Origin of the sequence: Salmonella enterica subsp. diarizonae (assembly GCF_008692785.1) — a bacterium.
Lineage (GTDB): Bacteria > Pseudomonadota > Gammaproteobacteria > Enterobacterales > Enterobacteriaceae > Salmonella > Salmonella diarizonae.
In genome coordinates this window covers 150,375-169,302 of sequence record NZ_VXJV01000006.1, presented here as the reverse complement: position 1 = coordinate 169,302, position 18,928 = coordinate 150,375, and the positions used below count along the sequence as shown (strand labels likewise).

At 54.4% G+C, this 18,928-nt stretch carries 14 protein-coding genes; 13 read left to right on the top strand and 1 reads right to left on the bottom strand.

Translation table 11 applies throughout. From position 1 onward, the window contains the following. Positions 1–53: 53 nt before the first annotated feature. From rpsA to F4V72_RS13900, 9 genes are all read left to right on the top strand, one after another. On the top strand, positions 54–1,727 hold the full coding sequence (gene rpsA / locus F4V72_RS13940) for a 30S ribosomal protein S1 (protein ID WP_000140319.1): 1,674 nt from the start codon (positions 54–56) through the stop codon (positions 1,725–1,727). A gap of 156 nt (positions 1,728–1,883) precedes the next feature. Continuing rightward, positions 1,884–2,168 (top strand): integration host factor subunit beta, encoded by a 285-nt coding sequence (gene ihfB, locus F4V72_RS13935; RefSeq protein WP_000167332.1) that lies wholly within the window; start codon positions 1,884–1,886, stop codon positions 2,166–2,168. 212 nt (positions 2,169–2,380) lie between these two features. Next, positions 2,381–4,645, top strand: coding sequence for a ComEC family protein (locus F4V72_RS13930; protein WP_136058382.1), 2,265 nt, complete (start codon positions 2,381–2,383; stop codon positions 4,643–4,645). Between the two features lie 36 nt (positions 4,646–4,681). Beyond that, positions 4,682–6,430 (top strand): lipid A ABC transporter ATP-binding protein/permease MsbA, encoded by a 1,749-nt coding sequence (gene msbA / locus F4V72_RS13925; RefSeq protein WP_023247060.1) that lies wholly within the window; start codon positions 4,682–4,684, stop codon positions 6,428–6,430. Next, complete coding sequence (lpxK, locus tag F4V72_RS13920; RefSeq protein WP_023247059.1) at positions 6,427–7,404, top strand: tetraacyldisaccharide 4'-kinase; 978 nt, start codon at positions 6,427–6,429, stop codon at positions 7,402–7,404. Before msbA ends, lpxK begins: the two co-directional genes overlap by 4 nt. A 43-nt stretch (positions 7,405–7,447) precedes the next feature. Further along, positions 7,448–8,680: a winged helix-turn-helix domain-containing protein gene (locus tag F4V72_RS13915; protein WP_063390304.1), complete on the top strand. Its 1,233-nt coding sequence runs from the start codon at positions 7,448–7,450 to the stop codon at positions 8,678–8,680. Positions 8,681–8,731: 51 nt separating this feature from the next. Next, entirely contained in the window at positions 8,732–8,914 is a 183-nt protein-coding gene (ycaR, locus tag F4V72_RS13910; protein ID WP_000350056.1) for a protein YcaR, read from the top strand. Beyond that, positions 8,911–9,657: a 3-deoxy-manno-octulosonate cytidylyltransferase gene (kdsB, locus tag F4V72_RS13905; protein WP_023247057.1), complete on the top strand. Its 747-nt coding sequence runs from the start codon at positions 8,911–8,913 to the stop codon at positions 9,655–9,657. Before ycaR ends, kdsB begins: the two co-directional genes overlap by 4 nt. A 210-nt stretch (positions 9,658–9,867) precedes the next feature. After that, the gene (locus F4V72_RS13900; RefSeq protein WP_136058381.1) at positions 9,868–10,761 is read left to right on the top strand and encodes a YcbJ family phosphotransferase; all 894 of its coding nucleotides are present in this window, start codon (positions 9,868–9,870) and stop codon (positions 10,759–10,761) included. Here the strand turns inward: F4V72_RS13900 and elyC are convergent. Beyond that, entirely contained in the window at positions 10,738–11,517 is a 780-nt protein-coding gene (elyC, locus tag F4V72_RS13895; RefSeq protein WP_079813720.1) for an envelope biogenesis factor ElyC, read from the bottom strand. The two genes, F4V72_RS13900 and elyC, sit on opposite strands and share 24 nt — an antisense overlap. Positions 11,518–11,652: 135 nt before the next feature. On the opposite strand from elyC, the gene cmoM reads away from it, so the two are divergent. The 4 genes from cmoM to mukB are packed head-to-tail and all read left to right on the top strand — an operon-like array spanning position 11,653 to position 18,922. Beyond that, positions 11,653–12,456 carry a tRNA uridine 5-oxyacetic acid(34) methyltransferase CmoM gene (gene cmoM / locus F4V72_RS13890; RefSeq protein ID WP_023247054.1) on the top strand — a complete coding sequence of 268 codons (804 nt, stop codon included), beginning with the start codon at positions 11,653–11,655 and terminating at the stop codon, positions 12,454–12,456. Further along, entirely contained in the window at positions 12,449–13,771 is a 1,323-nt protein-coding gene (mukF, locus tag F4V72_RS13885) for a chromosome partition protein MukF (protein ID WP_023247053.1), read from the top strand. The genes cmoM and mukF overlap by 8 nt, the downstream gene beginning before the upstream one ends. After that, entirely contained in the window at positions 13,752–14,459 is a 708-nt protein-coding gene (gene mukE / locus F4V72_RS13880) for a chromosome partition protein MukE (RefSeq protein ID WP_023247052.1), read from the top strand. The genes mukF and mukE overlap by 20 nt, the downstream gene beginning before the upstream one ends. Next, positions 14,456–18,922 (top strand): chromosome partition protein MukB, encoded by a 4,467-nt coding sequence (mukB, locus tag F4V72_RS13875; protein ID WP_150342467.1) that lies wholly within the window; start codon positions 14,456–14,458, stop codon positions 18,920–18,922. Before mukE ends, mukB begins: the two co-directional genes overlap by 4 nt. The last annotated feature ends 6 nt before the right edge of the window (positions 18,923–18,928 follow it).

Genomic DNA, 18,928 nt, shown 5'->3' with positions numbered 1-18,928 from the left:
CCCATCCGGCACGGAGCCAGGTGGACGTTAAATATGAAACCTGAAGATTAAACATGACTGAATCTTTTGCTCAACTCTTTGAAGAATCCTTAAAAGAAATCGAAACCCGCCCGGGTTCCATCGTTCGTGGTGTTGTTGTTGCTATCGATAAAGATATCGTACTGGTTGACGCTGGTCTGAAATCTGAATCCGCCATTCCGGCTGAGCAGTTCAAAAACGCCCAGGGCGAACTGGAAATCCAGGTTGGTGACGAAGTTGACGTTGCTCTGGATGCAGTAGAAGACGGCTTCGGTGAAACTCTGCTCTCTCGTGAGAAAGCTAAACGTCACGAAGCATGGATCACGCTGGAAAAAGCTTACGAAGATGCTGAAACTGTTACCGGTGTTATCAACGGCAAAGTTAAGGGTGGCTTCACTGTTGAGCTGAACGGTATTCGCGCGTTCCTGCCGGGTTCTCTGGTAGATGTTCGTCCGGTGCGCGACACTCTGCACCTGGAAGGCAAAGAGCTTGAATTCAAAGTAATCAAGCTGGACCAGAAACGTAACAACGTTGTGGTTTCTCGTCGTGCCGTTATCGAATCTGAAAACAGCGCAGAACGCGATCAGCTGCTGGAAAACCTGCAGGAAGGCATGGAAGTTAAAGGTATCGTTAAGAACCTCACTGACTACGGTGCATTCGTTGATCTGGGCGGCGTTGACGGCCTGCTGCACATCACGGACATGGCCTGGAAACGCGTTAAGCATCCGAGCGAAATCGTGAATGTTGGCGACGAAATCAACGTTAAAGTGTTGAAGTTCGATCGCGAACGTACCCGTGTATCCCTGGGCCTGAAACAGCTGGGCGAAGATCCGTGGGTTGCTATCGCTAAACGTTATCCGGAAGGTACCAAACTGACCGGTCGCGTGACCAACCTGACCGACTACGGCTGCTTCGTTGAAATTGAAGAAGGCGTTGAAGGCCTGGTTCACGTTTCCGAAATGGACTGGACTAACAAAAACATCCACCCGTCCAAAGTGGTTAACGTTGGCGACGTAGTGGAAGTGATGGTTCTGGATATCGACGAAGAACGTCGTCGTATCTCCTTAGGGTTGAAGCAGTGCAAATCTAACCCGTGGCAGCAGTTCGCAGAAACCCACAACAAGGGCGACCGCGTTGAAGGTAAAATCAAGTCTATCACTGACTTCGGTATCTTCATCGGCCTGGACGGCGGCATCGACGGCCTGGTTCACCTGTCTGACATCTCCTGGAACGTTGCAGGCGAAGAAGCAGTTCGTGAATACAAAAAAGGCGACGAAATCGCTGCAGTTGTTCTGCAGGTTGACGCAGAGCGTGAACGTATCTCCCTGGGCGTTAAACAGCTCGCAGAAGATCCGTTCAACAACTGGGTTGCCCTGAACAAGAAAGGCGCTATCGTAACCGGTAAAGTGACTGCAGTTGACGCTAAAGGCGCAACCGTAGAACTGGCTGACGGTGTTGAAGGTTACCTGCGTGCTTCTGAAGCATCCCGTGACCGCGTTGAAGATGCAACTCTGGTTCTGAGCGTTGGCGACGACGTTGAAGCTAAATTCACCGGCGTTGATCGTAAAAACCGCGCAATCAGCCTGTCTGTTCGTGCGAAAGACGAAGCTGACGAGAAAGATGCAATCGCAACTGTTAACAAACAGGAAGATGCAAACTTCTCTAACAACGCAATGGCTGAAGCATTCAAAGCAGCTAAAGGCGAGTAATTCTCTGGAACTTCGGGCATTTTAGTCCGAAGTATAACGAGTTTACTTGACAGATTGCAGGATTCGTCCTGTAATCAAGCACTAAGGGCGGCTACGGCCGCCCTTAATCAATCTAACGGCTGCAGCCAAATTTGCCTTTAAGGAACCGGAGGAATCATGACCAAGTCAGAATTGATTGAAAGACTTGCAACCCAGCAATCTCACATTCCCGCTAAGGCGGTTGAAGACGCAGTAAAAGAGATGCTGGAGCATATGGCCTCGACTCTTGCGCAGGGCGAGCGTATTGAAATCCGCGGTTTCGGCAGTTTTTCTTTGCACTATCGCGCGCCTCGTACCGGACGTAACCCCAAGACCGGTGATAAAGTGGAACTGGAAGGAAAATACGTTCCTCACTTTAAACCAGGTAAAGAACTGCGCGATCGCGCCAATATTTACGGTTAAGTTTTAACGCAAAACTTAAATCCGAAAAAAGCACCGTCAGGGTGCTTTTTTCATTTATACGCCGTCAGGCGCAAACTGGAAAGCGTTTCGCATTTTTTGCTGCGCCTTACATTTGCCGGGTAAAAAACCTGGAATCCGCGCCGTATAGCACAAAATCCCCACCAGACAATGGCGTCCTGAACCTGCACACTTTCCTGCACAGGGAGGTGTCTATGAAGATAACGACGGTCAGCGTATGCGTAGTATGCGGCATACTTCCACTTACGATATTGCCAGTATTACCCGACACGTGGATTCTCGCGACGCTGTTTTGTCTGGCATGTTTACTTTGCCTCATTCCTCACCACTATGCGCGCTACGCGGCATTAACCTTGCTCTTTTTCCTGTGGGGAATATTTGCCGCCAGGCAGGCCATTTGGGCGGGTAACGTCCTGCCCGCCGCGACGCAGGAGGCGACAGTCGTCATTACCGCCACCGATCATATGACGACCCATTATGGGCGAATTACCCATTTGCGCGGAAAGCCGCTCTTTCCTGCTGTAGGGGTTGTCCTGTATGGTCAGTACTTACCCACGGAAGTGTGTGCCGGGCAACAGTGGGCGATGACGCTGAAGGTCAGAGCGATACACGGCCAGCTTAACGAAGGCGGTTTTGATAGCCAACGCTACGCGTTGGCGCAGCACCAACCATTGACCGGGCGTTTTCTACAGGCTAAAGCCATTAACCCAGAGTGTAGCTTGCGTGCGCGCTACCTTGCTTCGCTTCGCGCTACGCTTGCGCCTTATCCGTGGCAGCAGGTTATTCTGGCGTTGGGAATGGGGGAGCGGGGAGCGGTGTCGCAGGAGGTGAAAGCCATTATGCGCGATACAGGGACCGCCCATTTGATGGCGATTTCCGGCCTGCATATCGCTTTTGCCGCGTTATTGGCTGCCGGGTTAATCCGCGGCGGGCAATTCTTTTTGCCGGTCAGATGGATTCGTTGGCAGACGCCATTGCTGGGCGGCATTCTTTGCGCGATGTGTTATGCATGGCTTACCGGCTTACAACCGCCTGCGCTGCGCACGATGGTGGCGCTGAGCGTCTGGGGAGGATTAAAATTAAGCGGACGACAGTGGAGCGGCTGGCAAGTCTGGTGCTGCTGTCTGGCCGCGATTATTTTCGCCGATCCTGTGGCGGTTATATCGCAAAGTCTTTGGCTGTCAGCATTTGCGGTTGCCGGCCTGTTATTCTGGTATCAGTGGTTTCCTGCGCCAAACGGAAATTTTCCACGGGGCGTACGCTGGTTGCTTAACCTGCTTCACCTACAGGCAGGCATTACACTTCTGCTTTTGCCTCTCCAGGTGGCGCTTTTTCATGGCATAAGCGTTACCGCAATACTGGCGAATCTTTTTGCCGTACCCTGGGTCACATTTTTGACGGTTCCGCTCATCCTGGCGGGAATGATTCTGCATTTAACCGGGCCGCTTTTTCTTGAAGAGTGGATATGGTTCCTGACCGATCGCGCGTTAGCCGCGCTATTTTACCTGTTGAATGCTTTACCGCAGGGCTGGGTGAATATTGATAACCGTTGGCAGTGGCTGACGCTATCGCCCTGGTTAACGCTTATCGCGTGGCGATTAAATGTCTGGCGTACCTGGCCGGCGGTCTGTTTATGCGGGTTATTGCTGATGAGCTGGCCACTCTGGCGGCCGATAAACGCCAGCGGATGGCAGGTGCATATGCTGGATGTCGGTCAGGGGCTGGCGATAGCGATCGTCAGGGGCGATAAAGTAATACTCTACGATACCGGCCGGGCATGGCCGGAGGGCGATAGCGGGCAACAGGTTATTATTCCCTGGTTGCGCTGGCATAATATGACGCCGGAGGGCGTTATTTTGAGTCATGAGCATCTGGATCATCGGGGCGGGCTGCGTTCGCTACAGCGGGTCTGGCCGTCAATGTGGATTCGCAGCCCGTTAGGCTGGCAGGGACATTTGCCCTGTTTTCGCGGCGAGCAGTGGCAATGGCAGGGGCTGACGTTTCAGGCGCACTGGCCGTTACGCGAAAGTACCGATCGAGGAAATAACCGCTCTTGTGTGGTCAAAGTGGATGATGGCGTACACAGCATCCTGTTCACGGGCGATATTGAAGCGGGCGCTGAACAAAAAATGCTAAGTCGTTACTGGCGACATCTTGCGGCGACGTTTATCCAGGTGCCGCATCATGGCAGTAATACGTCGTCGTCGCTACCGCTTATTCAGCGGGTACATGGTAAAGCGGCGCTGGCGTCCGCCTCGCGCTATAACGCATGGCGGCTGCCGTCACGTAAGGTAAAACAGCGCTACCGACAGCAGGCGTATCAGTGGCTTGATACACCCCACCAGGGGCAAATTTCGCTGCGGTTTTCTCCGCAGGGCTGGCGCATACAAGGCTTACGGGATCAAATTTTACCTCGTTGGTATCATCAGTGGTTTGGCGTGCCCGAGGATAACGGGTAGAATATGCGGCTATTTCAACAAATGCTGGTTTTTTGAATGCATAACGATAAAGATCTCTCTACGTGGCAGACCTTCCGCCGACTGTGGCCAACCATAGCGCCTTTTAAAGCAGGTCTGATCGTGGCGGGCATAGCGTTAATTCTCAACGCAGCCAGCGATACCTTCATGTTATCGCTCCTCAAGCCATTACTGGATGATGGTTTCGGTAAAACGGATCGCTCAGTGTTGCTGTGGATGCCGCTGGTGGTTATTGGGCTGATGGTATTACGAGGCATCACCAGCTATGTCTCCAGCTACTGTATTTCATGGGTGTCAGGCAAGGTGGTAATGACCATGCGCCGTCGCCTGTTTGGCCATATGATGGGAATGCCCGTCGCCTTCTTTGATAAACAGTCTACCGGTACGCTGCTGTCGCGTATTACTTACGATTCAGAACAGGTTGCCTCTTCTTCATCTGGCGCGCTGATTACCGTGGTGCGTGAAGGGGCATCGATCATCGGATTGTTTATCATGATGTTCTATTACAGCTGGCAGTTGTCGATCATCTTGGTTGTTTTAGCGCCGATTGTGTCGATTGCGATTCGCGTTGTCTCAAAGCGGTTCCGCAGCATCAGTAAAAATATGCAGAACACGATGGGACAAGTGACTACCAGCGCCGAACAAATGTTAAAAGGGCATAAAGAGGTACTGATTTTCGGCGGTCAGGAAGTCGAAACTAAACGCTTTGATAAAGTCAGCAATAAGATGCGACTACAAGGCATGAAAATGGTCTCAGCCTCGTCAATTTCCGATCCTATCATTCAGCTCATTGCCTCGCTGGCGCTGGCGTTTGTCCTCTATGCAGCGAGCTTCCCAAGCGTAATGGATAGCCTGACGGCTGGGACCATCACCGTGGTGTTCTCCTCCATGATCGCGCTGATGCGTCCGTTAAAATCGCTGACAAACGTTAACGCGCAGTTCCAGCGTGGGATGGCGGCTTGTCAGACGTTGTTTGCAATTCTGGACAGCGAACAGGAGAAAGATGAAGGTAAACGTGTCATTGACCGCGCGACCGGCGATCTTGAATTCCGCAATGTGACGTTTACTTACCCGGGCCGTGAAGTTCCGGCATTGCGTAACATCAATTTGAAAATTCCTGCCGGGAAAACCGTGGCGCTGGTGGGGCGTTCCGGATCGGGTAAATCGACTATCGCCAGCCTGATCACGCGCTTCTACGATATTGATGAAGGACACATCCTGATGGATGGTCACGATCTGCGCGAATACACTCTGGCCTCTCTACGTAATCAGGTGGCTCTGGTTTCGCAAAACGTGCATCTGTTTAACGACACGGTCGCCAATAACATTGCTTATGCCCGGACGGAAGAATACAGCCGCGAGCAGATTGAAGAGGCGGCGCGCATGGCCTATGCCATGGACTTTATCAACAAGATGGATAATGGTCTGGATACCATCATCGGCGAAAATGGCGTACTGCTTTCCGGCGGTCAGCGCCAGCGTATCGCGATTGCCCGCGCCTTACTGCGCGACAGCCCGATTTTGATCCTTGATGAAGCCACGTCCGCGCTGGATACCGAGTCTGAACGTGCGATTCAGGCGGCGCTGGATGAACTGCAGAAAAACCGTACCTCTCTGGTGATTGCGCACCGTCTCTCCACCATTGAACAGGCGGATGAGATCGTTGTGGTCGAAGACGGCATTATCGTTGAGCGCGGCACTCATAGCGAGCTGCTGGCGCAACGCGGCGTTTACGCCCAGCTACATAAGATGCAATTTGGCCAATGATTGCGCGTATCTGGTCGGGTGAATCCCCACTATGGCGGTTACTGCTGCCGCTCTCCTGGTTGTATGGCCTGGTGAGCGGGGCGATTCGTTTGAGCTATAAGCTTGGTCTTCAACGCGCCTGGCGAGCGCCGGTACCGGTGGTTGTGGTAGGGAATCTCACGGCCGGCGGTAACGGTAAAACGCCGGTGGTAATCTGGCTGGTGGAGCAGTTGCAACGGCGTGGCATGCGCGTGGGGGTCGTTTCTCGTGGCTACGGCGGGAAAGCCGCGGCTTATCCGCTACTCCTGACGCCGGAGACGACAACCGCAGAAGCGGGAGATGAACCAGTATTGATCTATCAACGGACCTGTGCGCCTGTCGCGGTTGCGCCTGAACGCGCCGCGGCGGTGAAAGCGATTCTGGCGGCGCATGATGTGCAGATCATTATCACCGACGATGGGTTACAACATTACCGACTGGCGCGAGATATTGAAATTGTGGTGATTGACGGCGTGCGCCGATTTGGCAACGGCTGGTGGCTTCCCGCCGGTCCTATGCGCGAACGCGCCAGTCGCCTGAAAACCGTGGACGCCGCCATCGTGAATGGCGGCGTCGCCCGGGCGGGCGAAATACCCATGCAGCTAGCGCCTGGACTGGCGGTGAACTTACGTACGGGAGCACGTTGCGACGTAGCGCAACTGAGCAATATTGTGGCGATGGCGGGCATTGGTCATCCGCCGCGCTTTTTCGCAACGCTGGAATCCTGCGGCGCGCATCCGCAAAAGTGCGTCCCGCTGGCGGATCACCAGACGCTTGCCCCTGCTGAGGTTCAGGCTCTGGTCAGCGAGGGGCAGACCCTGGTAATGACGGAAAAAGACGCGGTGAAATGCCGTGCTTTTGCCGAGGAAAACTGGTGGTTTTTACCGGTTGATGCGCGTTTGTCCGGCGAGCAGCCTGATAAGTTGCTTGAGCATATCACCTCGCTGGTTCGCTAGCGCACCCTAATGCAGCGGCAGTGATGAATTTATGGAGTTATGAATGTCATTGCCGTACCTCTCTCTTTCCCAGGCCCGTTGTCTCCATCTTGCTGCGCAGGGGCTATTGAAAAAGCCGCGCCGTAATGCGATGCCTGGCGATGTTCTTGCCGCCATTTCACGTATGGCGTTGCTGCAAATTGATACCATCAATGTTGTCGCGCGTAGCCCCTATCTGGTGCTGTTTAGCCGTCTCGGCTCGTACCCACAGGCCTGGCTGGATGAGGCGCTGCTACGCGGCGAGCTGATGGAATACTGGGCGCATGAGGCCTGTTTCTTACCACGCCGCGACTTCAAACTTATCCGTCATCGTATGCTGTCGCCGGAAAAGATGGGCTGGAAATATCGCGCGGCATGGATGCATGACCATGAGGCAGAAATAGAACAGCTAGTGCGGCATATCCAGGAGCACGGTCCGGTGCGTTCTGCCGATTTTGAACATGCGCAGAAAGGTGTCAGCGGCTGGTGGGAATGGAAACCGCATAAACGCCACCTTGAGGGATTATTTACCGCCGGAAAGGTCATGGTTGTTGAGCGGCGTAATTTTCAACGCGTATATGATTTAACGTACCGTGTGATGCCGCATTGGGATGATGAACGCGATGGACTGTTACAGCCGCAGGCGGAACGTCTGATGCTGGATAATAGCGCGCGCAGTCTGGGGATTTTCCGTGAACAGTGGCTGGCGGATTACTACCGCCTGAAACGTCCTGACCTGAAGGGATGGCGGGAGAGCCGGGCGAAACAGCAGCAGATTATTCCGGTCGAGGTGGAAACGTTGGGGCGGATGTGGCTTCATGCCGATCTTTTTTCGCAGCTTGAACCGGCGCTGAATAACACCTTAAAGGCGACCCATAGCGCAGTGCTGTCGCCTTTCGACCCCGTAGTATGGGATCGTAAGCGGGCAGCGCAGCTCTTCGCATTCAACTACCGGCTGGAATGTTATACGCCCGCGGCGAAGCGCCAGTACGGTTATTTTGTGCTGCCGCTATTATACCGGGGCCGTTTAGTCGGGCGAATGGACGCCAAAATGCACCGTAAAACGGGGGTGCTTGAGGTCATCTCGCTGTATCTGGAGGACGATATTCGCCCTGGCGCTAGTCTGCAAAAAGGAATTTTGCAGGCCATTAGCGCGTTTGCCACCTGGCAACGGGCATCGCGCGTGACGTTGGGACAATGTCCGCCAGGCTTGTTTAGCGGCATGCGTCACGGCTGGGAAATAGACCCTGCACCATAACCGATTATGTTAATATTGAAGGATTCACAATCCGGTCCATCTGGAGGAACTATGGATCATCGTCTGCTTGAAATCATCGCCTGCCCGGTATGCAATGGCAAACTCTGGTACAACCAGGAAAAGCAAGAATTAATTTGCAAACTGGATAATCTGGCTTTCCCGTTACGCGACGGCATTCCTGTATTGCTGGAAAATGAAGCTCGCTCCCTGACATCTGATGAGAGTAAATCATGAGTTTCGTCGTGATCATTCCGGCCCGTTTTTCATCTACCCGACTGCCAGGCAAACCATTGCTGGATATCAATGGCAAGCCCATGATTGTTCATGTCCTGGAGCGGGCGCGCGAATCTGGCGCGGAACGCATTATTGTCGCGACCGATCATGAAGATGTGGCCCATGCGGTAGACGCGGCTGGCGGCGAAGTGTGCATGACGCGCGCCGATCACCAGTCCGGTACCGAACGGTTAGCGGAAGTGGTAGAGAAGTGCGGATTCAGCGACGATACCGTTATTGTGAACGTCCAGGGCGATGAGCCGATGATCCCGGCGGTTATTATTCGCCAGGTCGCAGAAAATCTGGCGCAGCGCCAGGTTGGCATGGCGACGCTGGCGGCGCCGATTCACAGCGCCGAAGAGGCATTTAATCCGAATGCGGTGAAAGTTGTGCTGGATGCCGAAGGCTATGCGCTCTACTTCTCCCGGGCGACGATTCCCTGGGATCGCGATCGCTTTGCAAAAAGTCTGGAAACGGTAGGGGATACTTGCCTGCGCCACTTGGGCATTTACGGCTATCGCGCGGGTTTTATCCGCCGTTACGTGAGCTGGCAGCCCAGCCCGCTTGAACATATTGAAATGCTGGAGCAACTCCGTGTGCTGTGGTACGGCGAAAAAATTCATGTCGCTGTCGCCAAAGCGGTGCCTGGTACGGGCGTAGACACCGCCGACGACCTTGAGCGCGTTCGCGCCGAAATGCGTTAATATGACCCTGTTCATGATCGTCGCAGACGGTCATGAACAGCCCTGTATGGTAGCGCAAAGATGAATACTCACGTCTGCTCGCCAGTGACCCTTCTCTCGTACCGTTACGATTTTCCTCATTTTTCTTTTCTTCTCTTGATCTCATACGGGTGACATCTGTCCATACGACGCTCATTATTAAAGCAGTAGCACTAATGGGGGTAATCTGGAATGGAACAGTTGCGGGCCGAACTCAGCCATTTACTGGGTGAAAAACTTAGCCGTATAGAGTGTGTAAATGAGAAAGCGGATTCCGCATTGTGGTCATTATATGACAGCCAGGGAAATCCGATGCCGCTGATGGCGCGAAGCTTTACAACTCCCGGCGTGGCGCAGCAACTGGCATGGAAAACCTCAATGCTGGCGCGTAGCGGTACGGTGAGGATGCCGGTAATCTATGGCGTATTGACGCATGAAGAGCATCCTGGTCCGGATGTGCTGCTGTTGGAACGACTGCGCGGCGTGTCGGTAGAGGCGCCAGCGCGCACGCCGGAACGCTGGGAACAGCTAAAAGATCAGATTGTTGAAGGATTGTTAGCCTGGCATCGGCAGGATAGCCGCGGTTGCGTTGGCGCCGTAGACCATACTCAGGAAAATATCTGGCCTTCCTGGTATCGCCAGCGGGTGGAGGTGCTGTGGACGACGCTAAACCAGTTCAGCAATACCGGCTTAACGATGCAGGACAAACGCATTCTGTTTCGCACCAGAGAGTGTCTTCCTTCGTTATTTGAGGGGTTTAATGACAACTGCGTACTGGTGCATGGTAACTTCTGCCTGCGCAGTATGCTTAAAGACGCCCGTAGCGATCAGCTCCTGGCGATGGTCGGCCCCGGGCTGATACTGTGGGCGCCGAGAGAGTTCGAACTGTTTCGCCTGATGGATAATCCCTTGGCGGAGGGATTGCTTTGGCATTATCTGCAACGCGCGCCAGTGGCGGAGTCATTCATCTGGCGGCGTTGGCTCTATGTGCTGTGGGACGAGGTTGCGCAGTTGGTGAATACCGGGCGTTTTAACCGTACCAATTTTGATCTGGCGGCGAAATCATTGCTCCCCTGGCTTGCCTGATGCCCCTTTCAGCCATTGCCAGAGTCGTCCTAATGTTTCATACCCAGCGCGATCGCTATGCATTAGCCAGACCGGGGACGGAATTGCCCGCTCCCAGGGATTGAGTGGCGAATCGATCGCCAACTGATTCGCTGGCGCAGGAAGCGGGTTCAACCCGACATGCTGAAAAAAGATCATCGCGCGTGGCAAATGCGAGGCGGATGTCACCAGCAGGAAAGGTGCGTCGCCGATGGCCTGCTTAACGGCGGCGGCTTCTTCTTGCGTATCTTTTGGCTTATCCAGCGTAATAATATCGCTACGCGGTACGCCCAGCGACTGCGCCACTCGCGCGCCGACTTCCGCCGTGCTTACCGTATTGGTTTTTGCTACACTGCCGGTAAAAATCAGCTTTGCTCCCGGATTCGCTCGCCATAGTCGAATGCCCTCCGCAAGCCGCGGCAAACTGTTGTTAATTAAATTAGAGCTCGGCGCCCACTGCGGGTTCCAGGTATAACCGCCGCCGAGAACCACAATATACTCCACCTTTTGCGGACCCTGCCAGGTGGGGTAGTGGTTTTCTATCGGACGCAGCAGATGGTCAGCGACGGGTTGCAGGCTTAATAGCAATAGCGCCAGCCAACCTACGCTGATAAATACTTTTCCGGTCTTCTGAAAGCGGCTAAACCAGACCAGCACCAGGCCGACGCCAATCATCAGCAACATCAGCGGGAGCGGCAACAACATACCGCCAATCACTTTCTTTAGCGTAAAAAGCATCCTTTTTGGTTCCTTTTTTAACCATATAGCGGAGGATTAACGGTGATATTACACCAGACAGGTTCATTCTCGCCGTGGCTGTGACAAAATAGCGGTTTTATCAGATAACGCCTGAGCCAGCCTGTGGAGAGTCCGATGCAGGATCGCAATTTTGATGACATTGCTGAAAAGTTTTCCCGTAACATTTACGGCACAACCAAAGGGCAACTGCGGCAAGCCATTCTGTGGCAAGACCTGGATCGCGTGCTGGAGGCGTTCGGCGGGCGAAAATTGCAGGTGCTGGATGCTGGCGGTGGTGAAGGGCAAACGGCGATTAAGATGGCGGAGCGCGGCCATCAGGTGACGTTATGCGATCTGTCTGGTGAAATGATCGCCCGCGCGCGGCAGGCGGCCGAGGCAAAAGGTGTGAGCAAAGACATGCATTTTATACAATGCCCGGCTCAGGACGTCGCTGCGCATTTGGAAAGCCCGGTTGATCTGATATTGTTTCATGCTGTGCTGGAGTGGGTAGCCGATCCTGTCGGCGTATTAGAAACGCTCTGGTCAGTATTGCGCCCTGGCGGCGCGCTGTCGTTAATGTTCTATAACGCTAACGGTTTGCTGATGCACAATATGGTGGCGGGTAATTTTGACTACGTGCAGGCGGGGATGCCTAAACGCAAGAAGCGCACGTTGTCGCCTGACTACCCGCGCGACCCCGCGCAGGTGTACCAGTGGCTGGAGGCGATTGGCTGGCAGATTACCGGTAAAACCGGCGTGCGTGTGTTTCATGATTATCTGCGTGAAAAGCACCAACAGCGTGACTGTTATGAGACATTGGTCGAACTGGAAACGCGTTATTGCCGCCAGGAGCCGTATATTAGCCTTGGGCGCTACATTCATGTCACCGCGATTAAAAGCCCGGCGCTAGCCGCAGATGCAAGGATAACCTATGAGTGAATTTTCCCAGACAGTCCCCGAACTGGTTGCCTGGGCCAGAAAAAACGACTTTTCCATCTCGCTGCCGGTAGACAGGCTTTCCTTCCTGCTGGCGGTCGCCACGTTGAACGGCGAACGCCTTGACGGCGAGATGAGTGAAGGCGAGCTGGTGGATGCATTCCGCCATGTGAGTGATGCGTTTGAGCAAACCAGCGAAACCATCGGCGTGCGCGCTAATAACGCGATTAACGATATGGTGCGTCAACGTCTGCTGAACCGCTTTACCAGCGAGCAGGCGGAAGGCAATGCGATTTACCGATTAACGCCGCTGGGAATTGGCATCACCGATTATTATATTCGCCAGCGGGAGTTCTCTACGTTACGTCTCTCCATGCAGCTATCAATTGTGGCAGGCGAATTGAAAAGCGCGGCGGATGCGGCACAAGAGGGCGGCGACGAGTTCCACTGGCACCGTAATGTCTACGCGCCGCTGAAATATTCGGTGGCGGAAATTTTCGACAGTATCGATCTGACTCAGCGCATCATGGATGAGCAGCAGCAGCAGGTAAAAGATGATATCGCACAACTGCTGAATAAAGACTGGCGCGCGGCGATTTCGAGTTGTGAACTGCTGCTTTCCGAAACGTCCGGTACGCTGCGTGAATTGCAGGATACGCTGGAAGCGGCGGGCGATAAGCTGCAGGCTAACCTGCTGCGTATTCAGGATGCCACGATGTCCCACGACGATCTGCATTTTGTCGACAAGCTGGTCTTTGACCTGCAAAGCAAACTTGACCGTATTATCAGTTGGGGACAGCAGTCTATCGATTTATGGATCGGCTACGACCGTCACGTGCATAAATTTATCCGTACCGCGATCGATATGGATAAAAACCGTGTCTTCGCCCAGCGTTTGCGTCAGTCTGTGCAAACGTATTTCGATGAACCGTGGGCGCTAACCTACGCGAATGCCGATCGTTTGCTGGATATGCGCGATGAAGAGATGGCGTTGCGTGACGATGAAGTCACCGGGGAGTTGCCGCCGGATCTGGAATATGAAGAGTTTAACGAGATCCGTGAGCAACTGGCGGCCATTATCGAAGAACAGTTGGCTATCTACAAAACCAGACAAAAGCCACTGGATCTTGGACTGGTGGTGCGCGAGTATCTGGCGCAATACCCGCGCGCGCGTCATTTCGACGTGGCGCGTATTGTTATCGATCAAGCGGTACGTCTTGGCGTAGCGCAAGCAGATTTCACCGGACTGCCAGCCAAATGGCAGCCGATTAATGATTACGGAGCCAAGGTACAGGCGCATGTCATTGACAAATATTGAACAAGTGATGCCGGTTAAGCTGGCGCAGGCGCTGGCGAATCCGTTATTTCCGGCGCTGGATAGCGCATTGCGTTCGGGCCGCCACATCGGGCTGGACGAACTGGATAATCATGCCTTTCTGATGGATTTTCAGGAATACCTGGAAGAGTTTTACGCGCGTTATAACGTGGAGCTGATTCGTGCGCCGGAGGGGTTTTTCTACCTGCGTCCGCGTTCCACCACGCTTATCCCGCGCTCGGTGTTATCCGAACTGGATATGATGGTCGGTAAAATTCTCTGCTACCTCTATCTCAGCCCGGAGCGTCTGGCGAACGAAGGGATTTTTACCCAGCAGGAGCTGTACGACGAGCTGCTTACCCTGGCGGACGAAGCCAAACTGCTAAAGCTGGTGAATAACCGCTCGACGGGATCTGACGTCGATCGCCAGAAACTGCAGGAAAAGGTACGTTCTTCTTTGAACCGCCTGCGTCGTTTGGGCATGGTGTGGTTTATGGGCCACGACAGCAGCAAATTCCGCATTACAGAATCGGTCTTCCGTTTTGGCGCGGATGTACGCGCCGGCGACGATCCTCGCGAGGCGCAGCGTCGTCTTATCCGCGACGGAGAAGCGATGCCAATTGAAAACCATCTGCAACTTAATGATGAGACCGAAGAGAATCAGCCGGACAGTGGAGAGGAAGAAGAATGATTGAACGCGGTAAATTTCGCTCGCTAACGCTGATTAACTGGAACGGTTTTTTTGCCCGTACCTTTGACCTTGATGAACTGGTCACGACGTTATCCGGGGGTAACGGCGCCGGGAAATCCACGACGATGGCGGCGTTTGTCACGGCGCTGATTCCGGATCTCACATTACTGCACTTTCGTAACACCACGGAAGCCGGCGCCACCAGCGGTTCGCGCGATAAAGGTTTGCACGGTAAGCTGAAGGCGGGCGTTTGTTACTCCATGCTCGACACCATTAATTCCCGCCATCAGCGGGTGGTGGTCGGCGTGCGTCTGCAGCAGGTCGCCGGGCGCGATCGCAAAGTGGACATTAAACCGTTCGCTATTCAGGGACTGCCGATGTCGGTACAGCCGACGCAACTGGTGACAGAGACATTAAACGAACGTCAGGCGCGTGTACTGTCGCTTGCTGAGCTGAAAGACAAGCTTGACGAGATGGAAGGCGTGCAGTTTAAGCAGTTTAACTCCATCACCGATTATCATTCGCTGATGTTTGACTTAGGGATTATCGCTCGTCGTCTGCGCTCAGCGTCGGATCGCAGTAAATTCTATCGTTTGATCGAGGCCTCGCTGTACGGCGGGATCTCCAGTGCTATTACCCGATCGCTACGCGATTATTTATTGCCGGAAAACAGCGGCGTGCGCAAGGCGTTCCAGGATATGGAAGCGGCGTTGCGCGAGAACCGGCTCACGCTGGAAGCGATCCGCGTTACCCAATCCGATCGCGATCTGTTTAAGCATTTGATCAGCGAAGCCACCGATTATGTGGCTGCGGATTATATGCGCCACGCCAATGAGCGTCGGGTTCACCTTGATCAGGCGCTGGCGTTTCGACGCGAACTGTACACATCGCGCAAGCAACTGGCGGCGGAGCAGTATAAGCATGTCGATATGGCTCGCGAGCTGGGTGAGCATAACGGTGCCGAAGGTTCTCTTGAAGCGGATTACCAGGCGGCGAGCGATCACCTGAACCTGGTGCAAACCGCGCTGCGCCAGCAGGAAAAAATTGAACGCTACGAAGCGGATCTTGAAGAACTGCAGATTCGACTTGAAGAGCAAAACGAAGTGGTGGCGGAAGCTGCCGAAATGCAGGACGAAAATGAAGCGCGTGCCGAAGCCGCCGAGCTGGAAGTCGATGAACTCAAAAGTCAGCTTGCGGATTACCAGCAGGCGCTGGATGTACAGCAAACGCGCGCGATTCAGTATAACCAGGCGATATCCGCGCTCGCCCGCGCCAAAGAAATTTGCCATCTGCCGGATCTAACGCCTGAAAGCGCCGCCGAATGGCTGAATACTTTCCAGGCAAAAGAGCAGGAAGCTACGGAAAAACTGCTGTCGCTGGAACAAAAAATGAGCGTGGCGCAAACCGCGCACAGCCAGTTTGAGCAGGCTTACCAGTTGGTTGCGGCGATCAACGGCCCGCTGGCGCGTAGCGAAGCCTGGGACGTGGCGCGCGAGCTGTTACGGGACGGCGTGAACCAGCGTCATCTGGCGGAGCAGGTACAGCCGCTGCGGATGCGCCTGAGCGAACTGGAACAGCGGCTGCGCGAGCAGCAAGAGGCGGAACGTCTGCTGGCGGAGTTCTGTAAGCGACAGGGCAAAAATTTTGATATTGACGAACTGGAAGCGCTGCATCAGGAGCTTGAAGCGCGCATCGCGGCGCTGTCTGACAATGTAGCTAACGCCAGCGAACAGCGTATGACCTTGCGTCAGGAGCAGGAGCAGCTTCAGTCGCGTATTCAACATCTGATGCAGCGTGCGCCCGTCTGGCTGGCGGCGCAAAACAGCCTTAACCAGCTTAGCGAACAGTGCGGCGAGGAGTTTACGTCCAGCCAGGAAGTGACAGAATACCTGCAACAGTTACTGGAGCGTGAGCGCGAAGCCATTGTCGAACGCGACGAAGTGGGCGCGCGTAAAAAAGCGGTTGATGAAGAGATCGAACGTTTAAGTCAGCCGGGCGGCGCGGAAGATCAGCGTTTGAATGCGCTGGCGGAGCGTTTTGGCGGGGTATTACTGTCGGAAATCTACGATGATGTCAGCCTTGAAGATGCGCCGTACTTTTCCGCACTGTATGGCCCGTCGCGCCATGCGATCGTCGTGCCGGATTTATCACAAATAGCCGAACAGCTTGAAGGTCTGACCGATTGCCCGGAAGATCTGTACCTGATCGAAGGCGATCCGCAGTCTTTTGATGACAGCGTATTCAGCGTTGACGAGCTGGAAAAGGCGGTGGTAGTGAAAATTGCCGATCGTCAGTGGCGTTATTCGCGCTTCCCGTCGCTGCCTATTTTTGGCCGTGCGGCGCGCGAGAACCGTATTGAAAGTCTCCATGCGGAACGGGAAGTGCTTTCCGAGCGCTTTGCCACGCTCTCGTTTGACGTTCAGAAAACCCAGCGTTTGCACCAGGCGTTCAGCCGTTTTATCGGCAGTCACCTTTCCGTCGCCTTTGAGGACGATCCGGAAGCGGAAATTCGCCGACTGAACGGGCGTCGCGTCGAGCTGGAGCGCGCGCTGGCGACGCATGAAAACGACAACCAGCAGCAGCGCATTCAGTTTGAGCAGGCGAAAGAGGGCGTTTCCGCGCTTAACCGTTTGCTGCCGCGGCTGAATTTATTGGCCGATGAAACGCTGGCCGATCGGGTCGATGAAATTCAGGAGCGGTTGGATGAGGCGCAAGAAGCGGCGCGATTTGTGCAGCAATATGGCAACCAGTTAGCCAGACTGGAGCCAGTGGTTTCCGTTCTGCAAAGCGATCCGGAACAGTTTGAGCAGTTAAAAGAAGACTATGCATGGTCGCAGCAAATGCAGCGCGACGCGCGCCAGCAGGCTTTTGCGCTGGCTGAAGTTGTCGAACGTCGGGCGCATTTCAGCTATTCCGACTCGGCGGAAATGCTGAGCGGCAACAGCGATCTCAATGAAAAGCTGCGCCAGCGGCTGGAGCAGGCGGAAGCCGAGCGTACCCGCGCCCGCGAAGCGCTGCGCAGCCATGCTGCGCAGCTAAGTCAGTACAGTCAGGTTCTGGCCTCGCTAAAAAGTTCTTACGACACGAAAAAAGAGCTGCTTAACGATTTGCAGCGCGAATTACAGGATATTGGCGTTCGCGCCGACAGCGGGGCGGAAGAGCGCGCCCGCCAGCGTCGGGATGAACTGCACGCCCAGTTGAGCAATAACCGTTCGCGTCGCAATCAGCTTGAGAAAGCGCTCACCTTCTGCGAAGCGGAGATGGATAACCTGACCCGCAAGCTGCGCAAGCTGGAGCGCGATTATCATGAAATGCGCGAGCAGGTCGTGACCGCGAAAGCCGGTTGGTGCGCAGTCATGCGGATGGTTAAAGACAATGGCGTGGAACGTCGTCTGCACCGTCGTGAGCTGGCTTATCTGTCGGCGGATGAACTGCGCTCCATGTCGGATAAGGCGTTGGGCGCGCTGCGCCTGGCGGTCGCGGATAACGAACATCTGCGCGACGTGTTGCGCCTGTCGGAAGATCCAAAACGCCCGGAACGTAAAATCCAGTTCTTTGTGGCCGTTTATCAGCATCTGCGCGAACGTATTCGTCAGGATATTATTCGTACCGACGATCCTGTTGAAGCCATTGAACAGATGGAGATTGAACTGAGCCGTCTGACGGAAGAGCTGACGTCGCGTGAGCAAAAGCTAGCGATCAGTTCCCGCAGCGTGGCGAACATTATCCGCAAGACTATCCAGCGCGAACAGAACCGTATCCGAATGCTGAACCAGGGTTTGCAAAGCGTCTCGTTTGGACAGGTGAATAGCGTGCGGTTAAACGTCAACGTGCGTGAAACGCATGCCACCCTGCTGGATGTGCTTTCAGAACAGCATGAGCAGCACCAGGATCTGTTTAATAGCAATCGTCTGACCTTCTCCGAAGCGCTGGCGAAACTGTACCAGCGCCTGAATCCGCAGATCGATATGGGGCAACGCACGCCGCAGACTATCGGCGAGGAGTTGCTGGACTACCGTAACTATCTGGAGATGGAAGTCGAAGTTAACCGTGGATCAGACGGTTGGCTGCGTGCGGAATCCGGCGCGCTGTCTACCGGGGAAGCTATCGGGACCGGGATGTCGATTCTGGTGATGGTGGTACAAAGCTGGGAAGACGAAGCACGCAGATTGCGCGGGAAAGATATTTCGCCATGTCGCCTGCTGTTCCTCGATGAAGCGGCGCGTCTGGATGCGCGCTCTATCGCCACGCTGTTTGAACTGTGCGAACGTTTGCAGATGCAGCTCATCATCGCGGCGCCGGAAAACATCAGTCCGGAGAAGGGCACGACGTATAAACTGGTGCGTAAAGTGTTTCAGGATACTGAGCACGTTCATGTTGTCGGACTGCGTGGCTTTGCGCCGCAACTTCCGGAAACGCTTCCCGGCACGCAGACGGAAGATACGCCTTCAGAAGCGAGTTAAACACAG

What these genes read in the sequence shown, in the direction of transcription:
- F4V72_RS13915 (WP_063390304.1), top strand. Translation starts at nt 7,448, where the DNA reads ATGTCATTGCCGTACCTCTCTCTTTCCCAGGCCCGTTGTCTCCATCTT.
- lpxK (WP_023247059.1), top strand. Translation starts at nt 6,427, where the DNA reads ATGATTGCGCGTATCTGGTCGGGTGAATCCCCACTATGGCGGTTACTG.
- rpsA (WP_000140319.1), top strand. Translation starts at nt 54, where the DNA reads ATGACTGAATCTTTTGCTCAACTCTTTGAAGAATCCTTAAAAGAAATC.
- F4V72_RS13900 (WP_136058381.1), top strand. Translation starts at nt 9,868, where the DNA reads ATGGAACAGTTGCGGGCCGAACTCAGCCATTTACTGGGTGAAAAACTT.
- mukF (WP_023247053.1), top strand. Translation starts at nt 12,449, where the DNA reads ATGAGTGAATTTTCCCAGACAGTCCCCGAACTGGTTGCCTGGGCCAGA.
- ihfB (WP_000167332.1), top strand. Translation starts at nt 1,884, where the DNA reads ATGACCAAGTCAGAATTGATTGAAAGACTTGCAACCCAGCAATCTCAC.
- kdsB (WP_023247057.1), top strand. Translation starts at nt 8,911, where the DNA reads ATGAGTTTCGTCGTGATCATTCCGGCCCGTTTTTCATCTACCCGACTG.
- mukE (WP_023247052.1), top strand. Translation starts at nt 13,752, where the DNA reads ATGTCATTGACAAATATTGAACAAGTGATGCCGGTTAAGCTGGCGCAG.
- mukB (WP_150342467.1), top strand. Translation starts at nt 14,456, where the DNA reads ATGATTGAACGCGGTAAATTTCGCTCGCTAACGCTGATTAACTGGAAC.
- msbA (WP_023247060.1), top strand. Translation starts at nt 4,682, where the DNA reads ATGCATAACGATAAAGATCTCTCTACGTGGCAGACCTTCCGCCGACTG.
- F4V72_RS13930 (WP_136058382.1), top strand. Translation starts at nt 2,381, where the DNA reads ATGAAGATAACGACGGTCAGCGTATGCGTAGTATGCGGCATACTTCCA.
- cmoM (WP_023247054.1), top strand. Translation starts at nt 11,653, where the DNA reads ATGCAGGATCGCAATTTTGATGACATTGCTGAAAAGTTTTCCCGTAAC.
- elyC (WP_079813720.1), bottom strand. Translation starts at nt 11,517, where the DNA reads ATGCTTTTTACGCTAAAGAAAGTGATTGGCGGTATGTTGTTGCCGCTC.
- ycaR (WP_000350056.1), top strand. Translation starts at nt 8,732, where the DNA reads ATGGATCATCGTCTGCTTGAAATCATCGCCTGCCCGGTATGCAATGGC.